This window comes from Pseudocitrobacter sp. 73 (assembly GCF_008369545.1).
In the GTDB taxonomy this organism is placed as follows: domain Bacteria; phylum Pseudomonadota; class Gammaproteobacteria; order Enterobacterales; family Enterobacteriaceae; genus Pseudocitrobacter; species Pseudocitrobacter vendiensis.
In genome coordinates this window covers 26,921-41,971 of the sequence record NZ_VTZO01000010.1, presented here as the reverse complement: position 1 = coordinate 41,971, position 15,051 = coordinate 26,921, and the positions used below count along the sequence as shown (strand labels likewise).

12 protein-coding genes and 1 tRNA gene are annotated in these 15,051 nt (G+C 49.5%); 5 read left to right on the top strand and 8 right to left on the bottom strand.

Annotated elements, in window-relative coordinates:
• Nucleotides 1–20 precede the first annotated feature (20 nt).
• Nucleotides 21–1,382, bottom strand: coding sequence for a 2-hydroxycarboxylate transporter family protein (locus tag F0Q32_RS11925; RefSeq protein WP_149463230.1), 1,362 nt, complete (start codon nucleotides 1,380–1,382; stop codon nucleotides 21–23).
• A 322-nt stretch (nucleotides 1,383–1,704) separates the two neighbouring features.
• Here F0Q32_RS11925 and F0Q32_RS11920 point away from each other — a divergent pair, with 322 nt between their 5' ends.
• Nucleotides 1,705–3,324: a sensor histidine kinase gene (locus F0Q32_RS11920; RefSeq protein ID WP_149463229.1), complete on the top strand. Its 1,620-nt coding sequence runs from the start codon at nucleotides 1,705–1,707 to the stop codon at nucleotides 3,322–3,324.
• A 2-nt stretch (nucleotides 3,325–3,326) separates the two neighbouring features.
• Nucleotides 3,327–4,019, top strand: coding sequence for a response regulator (locus F0Q32_RS11915; RefSeq protein WP_149463228.1), 693 nt, complete (start codon nucleotides 3,327–3,329; stop codon nucleotides 4,017–4,019).
• A gap of 124 nt (nucleotides 4,020–4,143) precedes the next feature.
• Here F0Q32_RS11915 and F0Q32_RS11910 read toward each other — a convergent pair whose 3' ends face one another.
• Nucleotides 4,144–6,279 carry an ornithine decarboxylase gene (locus F0Q32_RS11910; protein ID WP_149463227.1) on the bottom strand — a complete coding sequence of 712 codons (2,136 nt, stop codon included), beginning with the start codon at nucleotides 6,277–6,279 and terminating at the stop codon, nucleotides 4,144–4,146.
• 259 nt (nucleotides 6,280–6,538) lie between these two features.
• On the opposite strand from F0Q32_RS11910, the gene F0Q32_RS11905 reads away from it, so the two are divergent.
• Together F0Q32_RS11905 and F0Q32_RS11900 are read left to right on the top strand one after the other, a co-directional pair.
• The gene (locus F0Q32_RS11905) at nucleotides 6,539–7,249 is read left to right on the top strand and encodes a DUF554 domain-containing protein (protein ID WP_149463226.1); all 711 of its coding nucleotides are present in this window, start codon (nucleotides 6,539–6,541) and stop codon (nucleotides 7,247–7,249) included.
• Between the two features lie 104 nt (nucleotides 7,250–7,353).
• Nucleotides 7,354–7,429 (top strand) — tRNA-Phe (locus tag F0Q32_RS11900).
• Between the two features lie 324 nt (nucleotides 7,430–7,753).
• On the opposite strand, the gene F0Q32_RS26150 is transcribed toward F0Q32_RS11900, so the two are convergent.
• Nucleotides 7,754–7,912, bottom strand: coding sequence for a hypothetical protein (locus F0Q32_RS26150; protein WP_163447338.1), 159 nt, complete (start codon nucleotides 7,910–7,912; stop codon nucleotides 7,754–7,756).
• Between the two features lie 112 nt (nucleotides 7,913–8,024).
• A complete protein-coding gene (locus F0Q32_RS11895) occupies nucleotides 8,025–9,443 on the bottom strand; it encodes a hypothetical protein (protein WP_039260992.1) in 1,419 nt (472 codons plus the stop codon).
• A 541-nt stretch (nucleotides 9,444–9,984) separates the two neighbouring features.
• On the opposite strand from F0Q32_RS11895, the gene F0Q32_RS11885 reads away from it, so the two are divergent.
• Nucleotides 9,985–11,172 (top strand): site-specific integrase, encoded by a 1,188-nt coding sequence (locus F0Q32_RS11885; RefSeq protein WP_149463225.1) that lies wholly within the window; start codon nucleotides 9,985–9,987, stop codon nucleotides 11,170–11,172.
• 53 nt (nucleotides 11,173–11,225) lie between these two features.
• Here the strand turns inward: F0Q32_RS11885 and F0Q32_RS11880 are convergent, their stop codons facing one another.
• From F0Q32_RS11880 to F0Q32_RS26530, 4 genes are all read right to left on the bottom strand, one after another.
• Nucleotides 11,226–11,582: an Arm DNA-binding domain-containing protein gene (locus F0Q32_RS11880; protein WP_033488140.1), complete on the bottom strand. Its 357-nt coding sequence runs from the start codon at nucleotides 11,580–11,582 to the stop codon at nucleotides 11,226–11,228.
• A 49-nt stretch (nucleotides 11,583–11,631) separates the two neighbouring features.
• Entirely contained in the window at nucleotides 11,632–13,545 is a 1,914-nt protein-coding gene (locus F0Q32_RS11875) for a DUF927 domain-containing protein (RefSeq protein ID WP_029403624.1), read from the bottom strand.
• An 84-nt stretch (nucleotides 13,546–13,629) separates the two neighbouring features.
• Nucleotides 13,630–14,448, bottom strand: a complete 819-nt coding sequence (locus tag F0Q32_RS26535; protein ID WP_255475285.1) for a site-specific integrase — start codon at nucleotides 14,446–14,448, stop codon at nucleotides 13,630–13,632.
• Nucleotides 14,449–14,591: 143 nt separating this feature from the next.
• The gene (locus F0Q32_RS26530; RefSeq protein WP_223230162.1) at nucleotides 14,592–14,891 is read right to left on the bottom strand and encodes a hypothetical protein; all 300 of its coding nucleotides are present in this window, start codon (nucleotides 14,889–14,891) and stop codon (nucleotides 14,592–14,594) included.
• Nucleotides 14,892–15,051 lie beyond the last annotated feature (160 nt).

Sequence of the window (15,051 nt, the reverse complement as noted above, 5' to 3'; positions counted from 1 at the left end):
TCTGTTCCTGCGTACATCAATTAAACAAGGAAGTTGCCGAGTACCAGCAGCGAGACGGAGACGTTAATCGCGCCGCCGATACGCGTGGCAATCTGGGCGAATGGCATCAGGCTCATTCGGTTGCCTGCGGTCAGAATCGCGACATCGCCTGTGCCGCCCTGGCCGCTCTGGCAACAGGAGACGATGGCGACATCAATGGGGTGCATACCGATTTTTTTGCCGACGAAGAAACCGGTTGCCACAAGCGCAGAGACGGTGCTGACGATTACCAGCAGGTTGTTGAGGGTGAACGCATTCACCAGTTCCTGCCATGGGGTGATCGCGACGCCCACGGCGAAGAGAATCGGATACGTAACGGAAGTCTGGAAGAATTTGTATACCACCTGTGAGCCTTCCAGCAGGCGCGGAGACGCCCCGTTGCACAGTTTGACCAGCACCGCGACAAACAGCATGCCAACCGGTGCAGGCAGACCAATCAGTTTGTGACCGAGCATTCCAATCATATAAAGCAGCACCGCCAGCAATGCGCCAGATGCAATGGTGGTGACATCCGTTTTGCCTGAGACAACAGGCTGTGAAGAGGTGGTATCTGCATTTGCGTGATTCGGCATCAACTGCCCTTCACCGGTCAGATGCGGGTAGCGTTTACCCAGTTGGTTAAGGCAACCGGAGATAATAATCGCCGTCAGGCCGCCGAGCATAACCATCGGCAGAACACGTCCCAGCGCGACGCCCTGGTCCATATGCAGCAGCGTGGCATAGCCGATGGAAAGCGGGATCGCCCCTTCCCCGACGCCGCCCGCCATAATCGGCAGAATGATAAAGAAGAAGATCTGGAACGGTTCCATCCCCAGCGCCAGACCGACACCCATCCCCACAATCATGCCGACGATTTCACCGCACAGCATCGGGAAGAAGATGCGCAGGAACCCCTGAATCAGCACCGTGCGGTTCATACTCATAATGCTGCCAACGATAATGCAGCAGATATAGAGATAGAGGATGTTGGTCGATTTGTAGAATTTGGTGGTGGACTCCACCACGACATCCGGCAGCAGCCCGTAGTAGACCATCGCCGACGGAATAAAGGTGGCGCAAATCGCCGCCGCACCCAGCTTGCCGACGATAGGCAGGCGTTTACCAAATTCACCACAGGCAAAACCAAAGAACGCCAGGGTGGCAACCATCACCACAATATCGCTCGGCAGCTTGCCGCCTAAACAGTCGATGGCAATCAGTACACCTGCCAGTAAGAACAGCGGCAGCGGGATAATACCCACTTTCCACGTATCCATAATGTGCCACCAGCGCTCTTTCAACGCCGGGCGCTGCATATCTATTGGGTCGTGAGGTACAGAGAAAGAATCATCAGTTGTGCTCATAATAAGCCCCTTGGTTATTTTTCACGTTCAGCTTAGGGCTACGAAGGCATACTTTATGTGAGGGAATGCATATTAAAACCAGAGTTTTAATGGCATCTATGGTTTTTAAGGTTTCTTTTATTTTGTGTGACTTACCGCTTATTTATTAGCGTGGTTTTTATGGTTTCTTTTATTAAATTGCGAATAAATACTTTCTTGTAGGAATTATTTCCGCGGCGGTTCAAGGTGATGTGCAAAGGCTCACAACTTTCCGTAAAAACAGAAGCCACTCGCACAAAAAGTGATACATTAGGCCTTCCCGTTGCTAACGTGCGTGATAGTCATGAAGTTGTCATTTCAGATAAAACTGTTTATATCGCTGGTTGCCTTTTTCTCGGTGCTGTTTGCATTACTGGGCGGCTATTATTATGTCGATATGGAAAGACAGCTTTATCAGGAAATGAGCGGGCGCGCGAGAATACAAGCAGAAGAGATTGCGCTAATTCCTTCACTGCGTCAGGAAGTCGCTGAAAAAGATATTGCAGCAATTAGAACGTATATGCAGAAACTGGCCGCGCATAGCGATGCCAGTTTTATTGTGATTGGGGATAATAAGGGAATGCATCTGTTTCATTCAGTGTTTGAAGACCGCGTGGGAAAAGAACTGGTGGGCGGCGATAACACCGAGGTGCTGGCCGGTAAAAGTACCACTACCATTCGCAAAGGTGGGCTTGGGATCTCACTGCGCAGCAAAGCGCCTATTTTAAATGACGCCGGTCAGGTGGTTGGCATTGTTTCGGTGGGGTATCTCACCAGCTATCTCGATGCGATCACCGTGAACAAAGTCGTCAATATTCTGCTGGCCGCCGTTCTGCTGCTGATCGCCCTGTTTATATTTTCATGGTTCTTCACCCGCAGCATTAAGAAGCAGATTTTCTCCCTGGAGCCGCGCGAGATTGGCCTGCTGGTGCGCCAGCAAAAGGCGATGATGGAATCCATCTATGAAGGGGTCATCGCCATCGATAAAAACTGCCGAATTGAAGTGATTAACCAGGCCGCACGTAAATTGCTTTCGTTGAGTCAGCCGACGCGCCATCTGCGCGGGCAGCTTATTAGCGAGGTTATCTCGCCCGTGCCGTTTTTTGCCCCTGAAACCATGCTCGCCCGCGATACACATGACGAAATCTGCCACTTTAATCAGTCGATGGTTATCGCCAGTCGGGTGCGCATCATGCTTGAGAACGAGCTTCAGGGCTGGGTGATCACCTTCCGCGATCGCAACGATATTGACTCGTTGAGCGCGCAGCTCAGCCAGGTGAAGCGCTATGTCGATAACCTGCGCATCATGCGCCATGAACAGCTTAACCGTATGACCACCTTATCTGGGATGCTGCATATGGGCCGCTACGAAGAGGCGATTGGCTATATCCAGGCGCAGTCTGAACACGCGCAGGAGCTGCTTGATTTTATCTCCTCACGCTTTGCTTCGCCGACCCTGTGCGGACTGCTGCTGGGTAAAGCCGCACGCGCACGTGAGAAAGGCGTCGAACTGGCGTTTGATCCTGCCTGTCTAATGGATAAGCCCTTCACCACGCTGAGTGAGACGGAGCTGATTTCCATTATCGGGAACCTGCTGGACAACGCCATTGAAGCAACGCAACGCTCGGCACTACCGCACGCGCCCGTTGAAGTACTGATTAAACTCACTGAACATGAATTGATTATTGAAGTAGCGGATCAGGGCGTCGGCATCGCCCCTGAACTACGCGAACGCATTTTTGAACGCGGAATTACCACCAAAACTCACGGCGACCATGGCATTGGCCTCTACCTGATAGAAAGCTATGTCACTCAGGCAGGCGGTGCGATAGAAGTGGCGGATAACACGCCGCGCGGCGCCATTTTTTCTCTTTTTATCCCCGCAGGGGGAGAGGCACGACACGCCAGCGCAGGAAGAGACTGATTATGCAACATGAACTTATCGATGTACTGATCGTTGAAGATGAAAATGAACTGGCCCAGCTTCATGCGGAACTGATTAGCAAGCACCCGCGATTGCGCCTGGTGGGGATCGCCGGATCGCTCGCCGAGGCGCAGATGCAGCTAGCTGAAAAGCAACCGCAGCTGGTTTTGCTGGATAACTATTTGCCGGATGGTAAAGGCATCACGCTTATCAATAATCCCCTGGTGATGCTGGCTAACTGTTCGGTGATTTTCATTACTGCCGCCAGCGATATGGATACCTGTAGCCAGGCCATTCGCAACGGGGCGTTCGACTATATTCTCAAGCCGGTGTCGTGGAAGCGGTTGAGCCAGTCGCTGGAGCGTTTTGTACAGTTTAATGAGCAACAACGCGTGTGGAAGATAGTCGACCAGCAAAACGTTGACTCGCTCTATCAGTTGCAGGCGAAAAATTATCGCCAGGACGGCGGCAGTAAGGGCATTGAAGAGAATACGCTGGCGCGGGTACAAAAACTGTTTAATGACCAACCGGCGTACTGCTTCTCGGTTGATGAGGTGGTGAGCGAGACCGGTTTGAGTAAGACCACCGCACGCCGCTACCTGGAACACGGCGTGGATAACGGTTTTCTGAGCGTTGAGATGCGGTACGGCAAGATTGGGCATCCGCGCAGAATGTATAAGCGGAGTGCGGCCTGAAGGGCCCCCTCACCCTAACCCTCTCCCAAAGGGAGAGGGGACTGACTGTGCAGAACTGAAAGATCTGCTCTGGTTTTCTCCCTCTCCCTGTGGGAGAGGGCCGGGGTGAGGGGAAGCAAAAAAATCACTGCAACACATAGCCAAACAAACGCTCGATTCCATCGGCATCGGTTTCGCTGTAAACCCCCTGCAACTCAGGTGAGAAGCCCGGCAGCAGGTTTACGCCCTCTTCCAGCGCCAGGAAGTAACGCTGGACCGCCCCCCCCCATACTTCGCCAGGCACCACACAGAGGACGCCTGGCGGGTACGGTAGCGCGCCTTCCGCAGCAATCCGCCCTTCCGCTTCACTGATACGTACCAGCTCCACGTTGCCACGAATGAACTCACGATTGGCATCCTGCGGGTTCATCACCACCTGCGGCAGGCTCTCTTTGCGGAACATCGCCTTTTGCAGATCTTTCACTGCAAAGCTGACATAAAGATTGTGCATCTCCTGGCACAGTTCGCGAAGGGTGTAATCGCGATAACGCACCGGATACTTGCTGAAGATCGTCGGCAGTACGTCAGCCAGCGGCGTGTCGTCTTCGATGTGCTGTTCAAACTGGGCCAGCATCGCCACCAGTTGCGCCAGCTTCTCGCGGCTCTCGGCAGGCGTCAGCAGGAATAAAATGGAATTGAGATCGCACTTCTCCGGCACGATGCCGTTCTCACGCAGGTAGTGCGCCAGAATCGTCGCCGGGATCCCGAATTCCGTATATTCACCGGTCGTGGCGTCGATCCCCGGCGTGGTGAGCAGCAGTTTGCAGGGATCAACAAAGTACTGATCCTGCGCGTAACCTTCAAACCCGTGCCAGCGCGCGCCTGGCGCAAAACTAAAGAACTTACGATCGCTGGCAAGCGTTGGGGTCGAAAAACTCTGCCATGGGCGGCCATCCACCTCTGGCGGCACGAACGGCTGGATCATCTTACAGTTAGCAATGATCGCTTTACGCGCATCGATCCCCAGCTCAACGCATTCTGCCCACAAACGACGTCCGCTTTCACCTTCATGAATTTTGGCGTTGATATCCAGCGCCGCAAACAGCGGATAGAAGGGGCTGGTTGAGGCGTGAAGCATGAAGGCATTGTTCAGCCGCTTGTGCGGGCAGAAACGCGCCTGACCGCGAATATGGTTATCTTTTTTATGGATCTGCGAGGTCTGTGAGAAACCAGCCTGCTGCTTATGCACCGATTGAGTAACGAAAATCCCCGGATCGTTCTCGTTAAGTTCCAGCAGCAGTGGAGAGGTATCGGCCATCATATCGATAAACTGCTCGTAGCCGACCCACGCTGAATCAAACAGGATGTAGTCGCAGAGATGGCCGATTTTATCCACCACCTGACGCGCATTATAGATAGTGCCATCGTAGGTGCCGAGCTGGATCACTGCCAGGCGGAAGGGACGCGCGTCCTCCGCTTTTTCCGGCGCAACGTCGCGGATGAGCTCACGCAGGTAGCTATCGTTGAAGCAGTGTTCATCAATACCGCCGATAAAGCCGAACGGGTTACGTGCGGCTTCCAGATAGACCGGCGTCGCCCCGGCCTGAATCAGCGCACCATGATGGTTAGATTTATGATTGTTACGGTCAAACAGCACCAGGTCGCCGCGCGTCAGTAATGCGTTAGTGACGACTTTATTCGCGGCCGACGTGCCATTAAGCACAAAATAGGTTTTGTCGGCGTGGAATACTTTTGCCGCGAATTTCTGCGCATCTTTCGCGGAGCCTTCGTGGATCAGTAAATCCCCCAGTTTGACATCGGCGTTGCACATATCGGCACGAAAGACGTTCTCACCGAAGAAATCGTAAAACTGGCGGCCCGCCGGGTGCTTTTTGAAAAACTCGCCGTGCTGATGGCCCGGACAGGCGAACGTGCTGTGGCCCATTTCGACATACTGGCTCAATGTATCGAAAAACGGCGGCAGCAGATTTTCTTCATAGCGACAGGCGGCGGATTCCAGCTCCAGCCACTCCTGTGCTTTGCCAGTGATCACTGCATCCACGCCCGCAGGGGCATCGACTCCCTCCATCGCGAGCAAAAAGACCGGCAGATTAAACCCGGTGCGCTTAAGCAGCGCCAGAATGCCGCTGCGGCTGTCCGCCACGGTAATGACGACGGCCGCAACGTCGGTAAAGTCAGTACTGTCCAGCGCCACCACGCGACGGTGAGTGGAGAGTTGAGAGACCAGCTCCGCGCTGGCGGCAATATGCAGTGATTTCATCGGCGCAACAACCCATTTCGGAAAAGTAAAAACCAGGACAAGACAGTCAGCCTTGTCCCGCGAAACATCAGGGGTCCAAAGGAGTTCCAGCCTCGACAGCGATGGCGTGGCTGGAGAAAAATCGCGCAATCATGGCACCTTTCCTCCTGAGGGGCAAGATGAAAACCGGATCCCTACAAATGTCGATTTATGCCCCACTGAACCGATTAACCAGGCCATAATAGCGTCATTAACAAGGAATCAATTTACAGGAGTCATTGTGGTTATTGGGCCATTTATTAATGCCGGGGCTGTTTTAACAGGCGGTGTCCTCGGCGCACTTCTTAGTCAGCGTTTACCGGAACGTATTCGTAGCGCCATGACCTCAATATTTGGTCTGGTATCGCTTGGGATTGGTATCTTACTGGTGGTGAAGTGCGAGAACCTGCCGGTTATGGTGTTAGCGACATTGCTGGGAACGCTCATCGGTGAATTCTGTCTGCTCGAGAAAGGCATCAACAATGGCGTAAGCAAGCTCAAGAAACTGCTGTCGCGCAAGAGTAAGAGCAACAACAATCATGAGACATTCATTCAGAGCTATGTCGCCATTATCGTACTGTTTTGCGCCAGCGGTACGGGGATCTTCGGCGCAATGCGGGAAGGGATGACCGGGGACGCATCGATTCTTATCGCTAAAGCGTTTCTCGACTTCTTTACAGCGACGATATTCGCCTGCACGTTGGGCATAGCCGTTTCGGCAATCGCCGTGCCGATGCTGGTGATTCAGATTGCATTGGCCATGAGCGCCTCGCTATTGCTGCCGCTCACCACACCGATGATGATGGCAGACTTCACCGCCGTCGGCGGTATGCTGCTACTGGCGACCGGGTTGCGGATTTGCGGTATCAAAATGTTTGCTGTGGTAAATATGCTACCGGCCCTGATACTGGCGATGCCTGTTTCTATCTTGTGGACCGCCTTTTTTGCCTGAGTCGCGTGCAAATGCAGCAAGGTGATGATATATTGCGCAATTCGCATCAAATTTTATAAATTCCGTTGACGCGGAGAGGTGAATAAGGTTTAATGCGCGTCGTTGCCCGGATAGCTCAGTCGGTAGAGCAGGGGATTGAAAATCCCCGTGTCCTTGGTTCGATTCCGAGTCCGGGCACCACTATTCATAAGGCCTCGCTGCAAAGCGGGGCTTTTTCCTTTCTTAGCTACGGTAGATTTCTGGTCGTTGCAACTCGTTATTTGTTTGCTGGATTTCTCGCCATTTTCGCAGATGTTCGTTACTTTTACACACCTCAACACCCTCTGATGTGTCTCTTCCTTACCCCACTGCTACGGTCTTTCTACGGTCCTCTACGGTTCCTTTCTCTAAGATTATTCATAATGAAGCAGAGAATACGGGGGAAATGGGGGATTTCATAATTTACTTTATTTAACAACAAATTACCTTCCATTACCCCCGGGGGAAGACCGGGGAGACTCCTCTTCAGGCAAGGGGGAAGAACTCAGCGTTATCAACTCCCCTTGTCAGTCGGGTGTTTCCACCATCTACTCCACCTGTAATATTCCTGTTTTTCACCTTATGATTCTTCGCATCAGCAAAATCCCCCGCTTTCCACGTCATTAAAAAATGACTCAGCCCCATAGGAATTCCTTACCTGAACATAAACTTTGAACTGTAATACTTACATTAAACAATGTGTATTACCGATTTAAAATAGCCATAACCCAGCCCCTTTATAAGGGGCTAGATTTTGTTAGAAAATAATATTACTTATATCAGAAATAGCATTCAAAGATCCTCTATAGTCGCTCCCTGTTTTAGGAAGAATGTAAGAGTATCTGGAATCACCATTATATACTAACTTCCAATGCTTACCTTCCTCAGACAACTCAAACCCAAGTTCCTTAAGCTGCCTTGACGTTGCCTTATCCATACTCCTGTAGCCATTAAGTGCTCTTTTCAAATGAGTTTGACGCGAATTTGCTTCCATGGTTTGAGGGTTGTTGGAAATTAAAGAAGATAATATATGATTACTTCGACTGCCCTCTTTCGTATTCACAATAGCAACCTTCAGAGCTTCTATTATTACATCTTTGATCTCACCATTGAAAAAGTCAGTTTCTTCCCCTGCATTCATTACTATACTTCCTTGAGCTGAAGCTTGTGATTGAAGCATTCGAACACGATATTCTAAAGATAATATATTACTTTTGAGTTCTTCTATTGTTTCATCTTTTGCAACATTATCGGCCTCATACAAACCCATCAATTCACTTGTGTATTCACCTCTAATCTTAAGTGTATTAATAGAATCCTTAGTTCTTCTTTTTTGTATTTCACTCCATCCCCCCTCAGAGACGGGAGCCATTGTAGATGTGGCTTTTACGACATCATCAAATAATTCATCTTCAAACTCCTTCGCTGTTTTCTCACCCCGACGGTAAAAGGAGATATTTTGTCCTCGCGGCCAGTAAATTCCGACTGCACCTGCGTAAGCATTTTTAGAATTTGTCTCATTTTTTAGTTTTATTGAAAACATTTTCTCACGAGGTTCAATTAGAACATGAGCTATGCCACACACCTTTCTTGCTAATCGCTCAGGAATAATGTTATGAGGATGTTCATTGTAAAAATATTTCGAACTGACATAGATTATTGGCAGCCTGTTTTCAGTTTCTCCATTGATAACTTTTGCCGCCAACTTTAAATGCTCTTCAGAATTCGAAAGGTAATCAGGTTCTATTGATGTTTTGAAGGCATCATCCAAACCACCAGAAAATTTATCTATCAACCTAATTACTATCAAAGGTTTTTTAGGTTGAGGTGCTAAATACGCAGCCTCCTGACTAACCACACTTGATTCAACTTGGATCCATACCGTATTATTTATTAAGTTCTTATTTATAGATATATCAGTTACCCATTTGTGTGGTTCGGAAATTTTAGAATATCTGAAGCAACCTAACTGAACATCTTGGTTGCCATGAGTAATTACATCAATCCTTTCATTACTTGACTCTACATAAAAATCTTCACTAAGATAGTCACACGCCAATTGTGCAGGTATAAAGTTTGTGTGTGGTGATTCATGAATCCAAGAAAAGCACTCATTGAATACATCGTCAAATAAAACATCATTCGAAACATAGAAACCAGTGGAGAAAAACTTCATTGACATTTTCCTTTTGATATGAGGTTACCTTAAGAAGATAATGAAAATTAAATTTAAAATCAACCCACAAGCCCTCCCTTCCCCCAAAAAAAACAACTATATCAACTGAGATAGGGGGGTCAGAACAAAGACGATGTATTCCACATGATCATGAAATAAACCTACAACCCCAAAATTAAAAAATGTAGCCCTATAAAAAACAACACCTACTAAATTAATGATTAATCATTAATGCAGAAGCATGCTCTCAAAATAAGCACATACTCTCCAATAAGGTATTTCTGGATAATGTCGCCCATATATGTAATTAAAATCAACCAAAGCACATATTATTTTTTTGAATACATCCCCCACCGGTATTTTTTCCATTAAGACCAGAAACAGACCGTAACACCTATTTTTGCGGCATTTCTCGCCTTCAATCATCTCAAGTAACACCAGCATCCCCTTCGCCACACCAGAAAATCAACTTAGCCATTTACAACGCCGTGCCGGGGATGGGTCAACCCTGACGTTCTTTACACCAGTCACAGGAGGTAATATGTCCAGTCCGAAACGCTTCCGTTTTACTAACCAGCTCATTAAATCCCTGCCCCCTAACACATCAGATTCACGCAGCACCGATGCCGAATACAGCGACACCGAGATTTCTGGCCTGAAATGTCTGGTCAGCAAAGGAGAAGGACGTAAAAAGTTTTTGCTCCGCTACCTCTACCATGGAAGAAAACGTGCCATCGCTATTGGTCGCTGGCCTGAGGTGGATGTCACCTTAGCCCGTAAGATTGCCATGGAACATAAACGCTCACTTGCCACCGGAACTGACCCTAAGCAGGAACGCGAAAACAAGAGACAAGAGATGACATTTGATGAACTCTTTAACCAGCATTATCTGGTTTGGGCAAAGTCTGCTAAACGTAGCTGGGGTAAGGATTTCCAGCGCTACCGGGATCATATCCGTCCCGCCATTGGTCAGATGCTGCTTAGCGATATCACACCTGCCAGCATTCTCCGCCTCCAGCAGACGTTAAGCACTTCATTATCAGCAGCAACCTGTAATCGTGTCATCGTACTGATTAAAGCGGTATTTACCTGGGCCGGAAGGCAAAGCATCACCTCTGTCCATCCGGCAAGAGTGGTACAGCTTCTCAGGGAGAACAACGCCCGACAGCGCTATTTCACCGAGGACGAAATTCGTCGTATTTTTCTCTCCGCCGATAACGATACCAGCCCCGTAGCTGCCCGCTATGTCAAACTGCTGTTACTGACCGGCCTTCGTCGTGATGAACTGCGTCTGGCTAAGTGGGAGCATGTTGACCCGGTTAAACGCACCCTATGGCTCCCGGAAACCAAGAATGGCTATGGACGGATTGTTCATCTTAATTCACTGGCGATGGACGTAATCAGAACACTGCCAACACAGCGTGGAAATCCGTGGTTGTTTATCGGTAAAAAACAAGGAATGCCGCTGAATAACCCCGTTAAAGCCTTTCAGCGTATCGTTCGTCGGGCGGGAATTTTCGACAAAGAAGTGTGTATTCATACCTGCCGCCATTCGGTTGCCGCCCTCATAGTGTCCTACGGCGGAACACTGTATGACGTTCAGGCTCAACTGGGGCACCGCAGCAGTCAGTCTTCACAACGTTATGCGCATCTTCACCCTCGGCGCTTACAAAACACCAGTCAGCTTCTGGCGGAGCGAATCACCGCTCAGTTACCTTCCTTGCGATAACAAAAAAAGCAGAGGCAAATGCCCCTGCTTTTTATTTACTGTTCAGCTATCAGTCAGAACGGGATATGCTCATAATCTTCATCCGGCCCCCGGTTATCATCAAATCTGTTATAGAGTTCACGAGCACACTCGCGCGCGTCTTTAATAGACATACGAGGGAACCTGCCGAGGGGTTCATAATAGCAGGCCCCTCTAAGCGTATAACGAGCCAGGAATTTAATCTCACCGTTGGCAATGACGGCCCGGAGCGCCGGCTCACTGCCATCGAAGATTTCACGAGAAATGTCGTGATACAGGCACTCCGCCAGTGTGTTAACCAGAGCGTAATCATTGAATGAGGTTTTTTCTTCATTTTCGCTGCTGATAGCGTGAGGAAAACCGTCATAGTACTGGTCTGATTCAAAAATCATACATCACCTTCTATTCGTTGTTATTCAGTCAAAATGGTTTTATTCAGGGTTAAAATTCGGTCATCACATTGCATTTCAGAAACGCTTTTTTGACCTGGTAGTAAGACTGCGCCATCGTCTTCAGCGCTCTTTTTTTATAGTGTCCGGCACTTTCGCCAAGCAGATAACCGGAACGCTCTAACGGTCTGGCCACATCAACGGTCTTAAGTCCCTTTTCAGAACAGAGCTTTTCAAACACCGATTCATAAATCAGGAAGTCGCCGGTTTTGTAATGGACGAATCCCCACATATCTCCCGGGCATCGGGCATGTTCGTCACGCAGGGTGATAAAGTGCCTGCTGCTTTTTGTCACCAGCGTCAGCTGAAGCTCCTCCAGCATGTTACGCACCGGGTTATACTGATTCTGGTTATCATCCAGCCAGCGTCGTGCAGCGGACATAACGGATTCAGCCACCGCATCGCTTTCGAAAGGTAAAAGGCCATATTTCAGCGCCTTCTCTCCTGCCAGCCATACCAGCGCAAATCTTTTCAGTCCGCGCCGCTGAACGCGGGTAATATCACGCCCCTCATCCCTCAGGGCCTCTTCCAGAGCGTTACAGCAATCATCTGTCTGTTCCTGGAGCCAGGATGAAAACTCTGCGTAGGTGCGAAGACCGCCAGCCGTATTTTTCCCGGATAACAGTTTGCCGATAAATGCAGGCCCGGCATGACCATAAGCCTCTGCCAGCCCCGTCTTCAGTGCATCTGCACGGGCACGTGTTTCTGATACCGGTTCATCCGGTTTTTGAGCATCCTCAGGCAACAGTTCCATACTGATGGCCCTGTGCTCCTGCCCTCCCTGTAACACGGCTTTCTGTTCAGCCAGCTTTTCGGAGATTGACATCTCACCGGTGGAGAGAATAAACATGCGCCATTTAAACGGCTCATCTGCCGTCAGGCCACGGTTCAGGCGCTCTTTTGCCGTACCTGACGTAATGTTGTAAAGCAGTGAGGAAAGTTGCTTATGATTACTCGCACCCAGTTCATCGACGCAGGCGACCAGACCGGAATAGTCAGCGAGAAGGCGCTCCATCGCGTTAGGCGTGGTATTCCAGCGAATAATATTTACATTCCCCCCACTACCCGGCTCGCTGCCATCACCATGGACCGATGCAGCCAGCATCAGGAGAAGCGTTTTACCGGTGGTGGATACGCCGTGAAAATGAAACATGCCCACATCCATACCGGCAGGAACCAGAAGCATCGAAGCAAAGGACGCACTCAGCGCAAAGGTCTGCGCCCAGCCATGGACATTTTCCCGGATGAGGTTAATCCACTCCTCCAGAGCCCCACCTTTGTGCAGTCCGGGACGCACGCGGAATCCCGGCAGCAGATAATCAAACCCGGTCAGAGAGGTCACAACGGGCTCATGACCATGTAAAAAGGCCATATCCTCCGAAACGAATCCCATCGCATCTGCCATCAGATAGACAGGCAGCGGTAAACTCCGGCAGCGCTGAAGAAAACGGTCAAAAAGGGCAAACTGCTGTGGAGAGGAGCCAACACAAAATCCACGATCTGCCAGTTTGCCTACTACCTGAGCACCGCTCTGAACAATATCCTCAAAGCGCACCAGGGCCTTAACATACTTACCCAGCCCGTTACCGGTCATCAGGCGAATCCCAAGACTGGACTCCTTATCTTTCCCGCAAAACAGGGCGACAGGCACAACTGGCGTACCGCAAACCAGCACAGGTTTCTGTCCACCGATGTAGAAAAGGCCATCAGCCGTATTCACATAATGCCGTGGCAGCCCATCACTAATACCGAGTGAAGCGATATCATCTTCACCGACTTCAGTCTTTTCAGCACGCCTGATAATTGCCTCCGACATTTTGGTGAAATTTTTATCGCGGTCAGCAAAAACGCGAATACGCTTAATCCCGGAAACCTTAGGAACATTAGTTGTCACTTTTTTATTCATGTGTATTACCATCAAATTACGCCACCGTCAGAAAACGGGTGCATCAGAACCATAGTTAAAAACCATACCGTTGAGTGAAGGTTGTTACCCCATCGCCCGGTTAACGACTTCGTGGTAACGCGCGGGCGAACTGTGCACATATATTTCGGTTACTTTGATAGTGCTGTGACCCAATAAATCTTTGATGGTGTGAATGTCGGCCCCGCTCTCAATGAGCTTTGTCGCAAAGGTATGACGCATCTCATGGATGGTGAACGGTGGAATACCCGCAGCCTCACAAAGTCGTTTTTGCAGGCGACGTGGCTCAGCAACCGGATTGTCGGTTCCCTTGCCCGGAAATACCCAGCCTTCATCACCCAGATGCTGACGCTGTTCTGTCAGAAGAACGAAAGCCTTATCACATACCGGTACACGGCGTAGTTTGCCGTTTTTGGTATGGCGAAGGGTGATAACCTTGCGGCTCCAGTCCACATCTTCAAGACGAAGGTGACGGGTTTCCCCCAGACGCAGCCCCGTCAGGGCAAGGAACATGAGAAGAGTAAGGGCTTCATGATCGGGTTTACCATTACGCCAGCACTCACAGACTTCCATCCAGCGCTGAAGCTGGGAGTCATCCATGGCGCGGCGATCTGACGTCACTTCAGGCAGCGCTTTGATATAAAGCGCCGGAGAACGGCTGATGTATCCCATGCGTATAGCCCAGGTAAACACCGCTTTAATGAGCGCCAGATGGCGGTTGCGGGTGGCAGGCTTGAGATCGAGATTATGCAGATAGCTCAGAATATCTGCCTCCGTCATACCTGCCAGCTTTTTGTCACCGAGAAGAGGGCGCAGGTATTTACGGATCTTAGAAAGGTCGGTGTTAGCTGAACGCTTAACGCCCGTGCTGAGTACGAATTTCACATACTGTTCCACAAGTTCATTAAACGTTATTTTGCTGTGCGTAAGAAAACGCTCACCATAAGTCTCAACGGAAGCCTTAAGCTCCTGAATTATTTTAAAGGCATGTTCCCTTGCGTTATTAATGGAAAATTCAGGGTAACTTCCTACTGCAACGTAAACATTCTTTCCGCGAATACTTTTGCGGACAATAAACTTAATGCGTCCGGATGAGTGGAATATAGCCTTAAGCCCGGTACATTTTGTATCGCTGGCTTCGATAGTCCGGCCAGTTTGTATTGCACGGGTTTTACACTCATCAAAAAAAGCTTTAGTGAATGCCTCTCTTTGATTCTTTGGGCTGCGATGTCGGGCCATTGGTTCAACACAGCAATCATCAACGTCAACGCTGGTTTTGATGTTTTGCGCTGACTTACAAAAGCGACCATCCACAGAATCAACTTCATTCTGTTTCATTGTCAGCGTTATTAGGTTTAAAGAACTATCGGGTTTCATAATGCATACATCTCGCTCAATTAATACAAATTAAGGGTATTGAGTTAGATGCTGGCCAGCACATGAAGCGAATAGTATTGGCAGAAATACTGAAGTGCAAATCACCGGCTC

Bases quoted from the DNA above. Each gene is read 5' to 3' on its own strand.
- F0Q32_RS11920 (WP_149463229.1), top strand. From the start codon at position 1,705: ATGAAGTTGTCATTTCAGATAAAACTGTTTATATCGCTGGTTGCCTTT.
- F0Q32_RS11925 (WP_149463230.1), bottom strand. From the start codon at position 1,382: ATGAGCACAACTGATGATTCTTTCTCTGTACCTCACGACCCAATAGAT.
- F0Q32_RS11910 (WP_149463227.1), bottom strand. From the start codon at position 6,279: ATGAAATCACTGCATATTGCCGCCAGCGCGGAGCTGGTCTCTCAACTC.
- F0Q32_RS26530 (WP_223230162.1), bottom strand. From the start codon at position 14,891: ATGAAGTTGATTCTGTGGATGGTCGCTTTTGTAAGTCAGCGCAAAACA.
- F0Q32_RS11885 (WP_149463225.1), top strand. From the start codon at position 9,985: ATGTCCAGTCCGAAACGCTTCCGTTTTACTAACCAGCTCATTAAATCC.
- F0Q32_RS11915 (WP_149463228.1), top strand. From the start codon at position 3,327: ATGCAACATGAACTTATCGATGTACTGATCGTTGAAGATGAAAATGAA.
- F0Q32_RS11880 (WP_033488140.1), bottom strand. From the start codon at position 11,582: ATGATTTTTGAATCAGACCAGTACTATGACGGTTTTCCTCACGCTATC.
- F0Q32_RS11875 (WP_029403624.1), bottom strand. From the start codon at position 13,545: ATGAATAAAAAAGTGACAACTAATGTTCCTAAGGTTTCCGGGATTAAG.
- F0Q32_RS26150 (WP_163447338.1), bottom strand. From the start codon at position 7,912: ATGGGGCTGAGTCATTTTTTAATGACGTGGAAAGCGGGGGATTTTGCT.
- F0Q32_RS11895 (WP_039260992.1), bottom strand. From the start codon at position 9,443: ATGAAGTTTTTCTCCACTGGTTTCTATGTTTCGAATGATGTTTTATTT.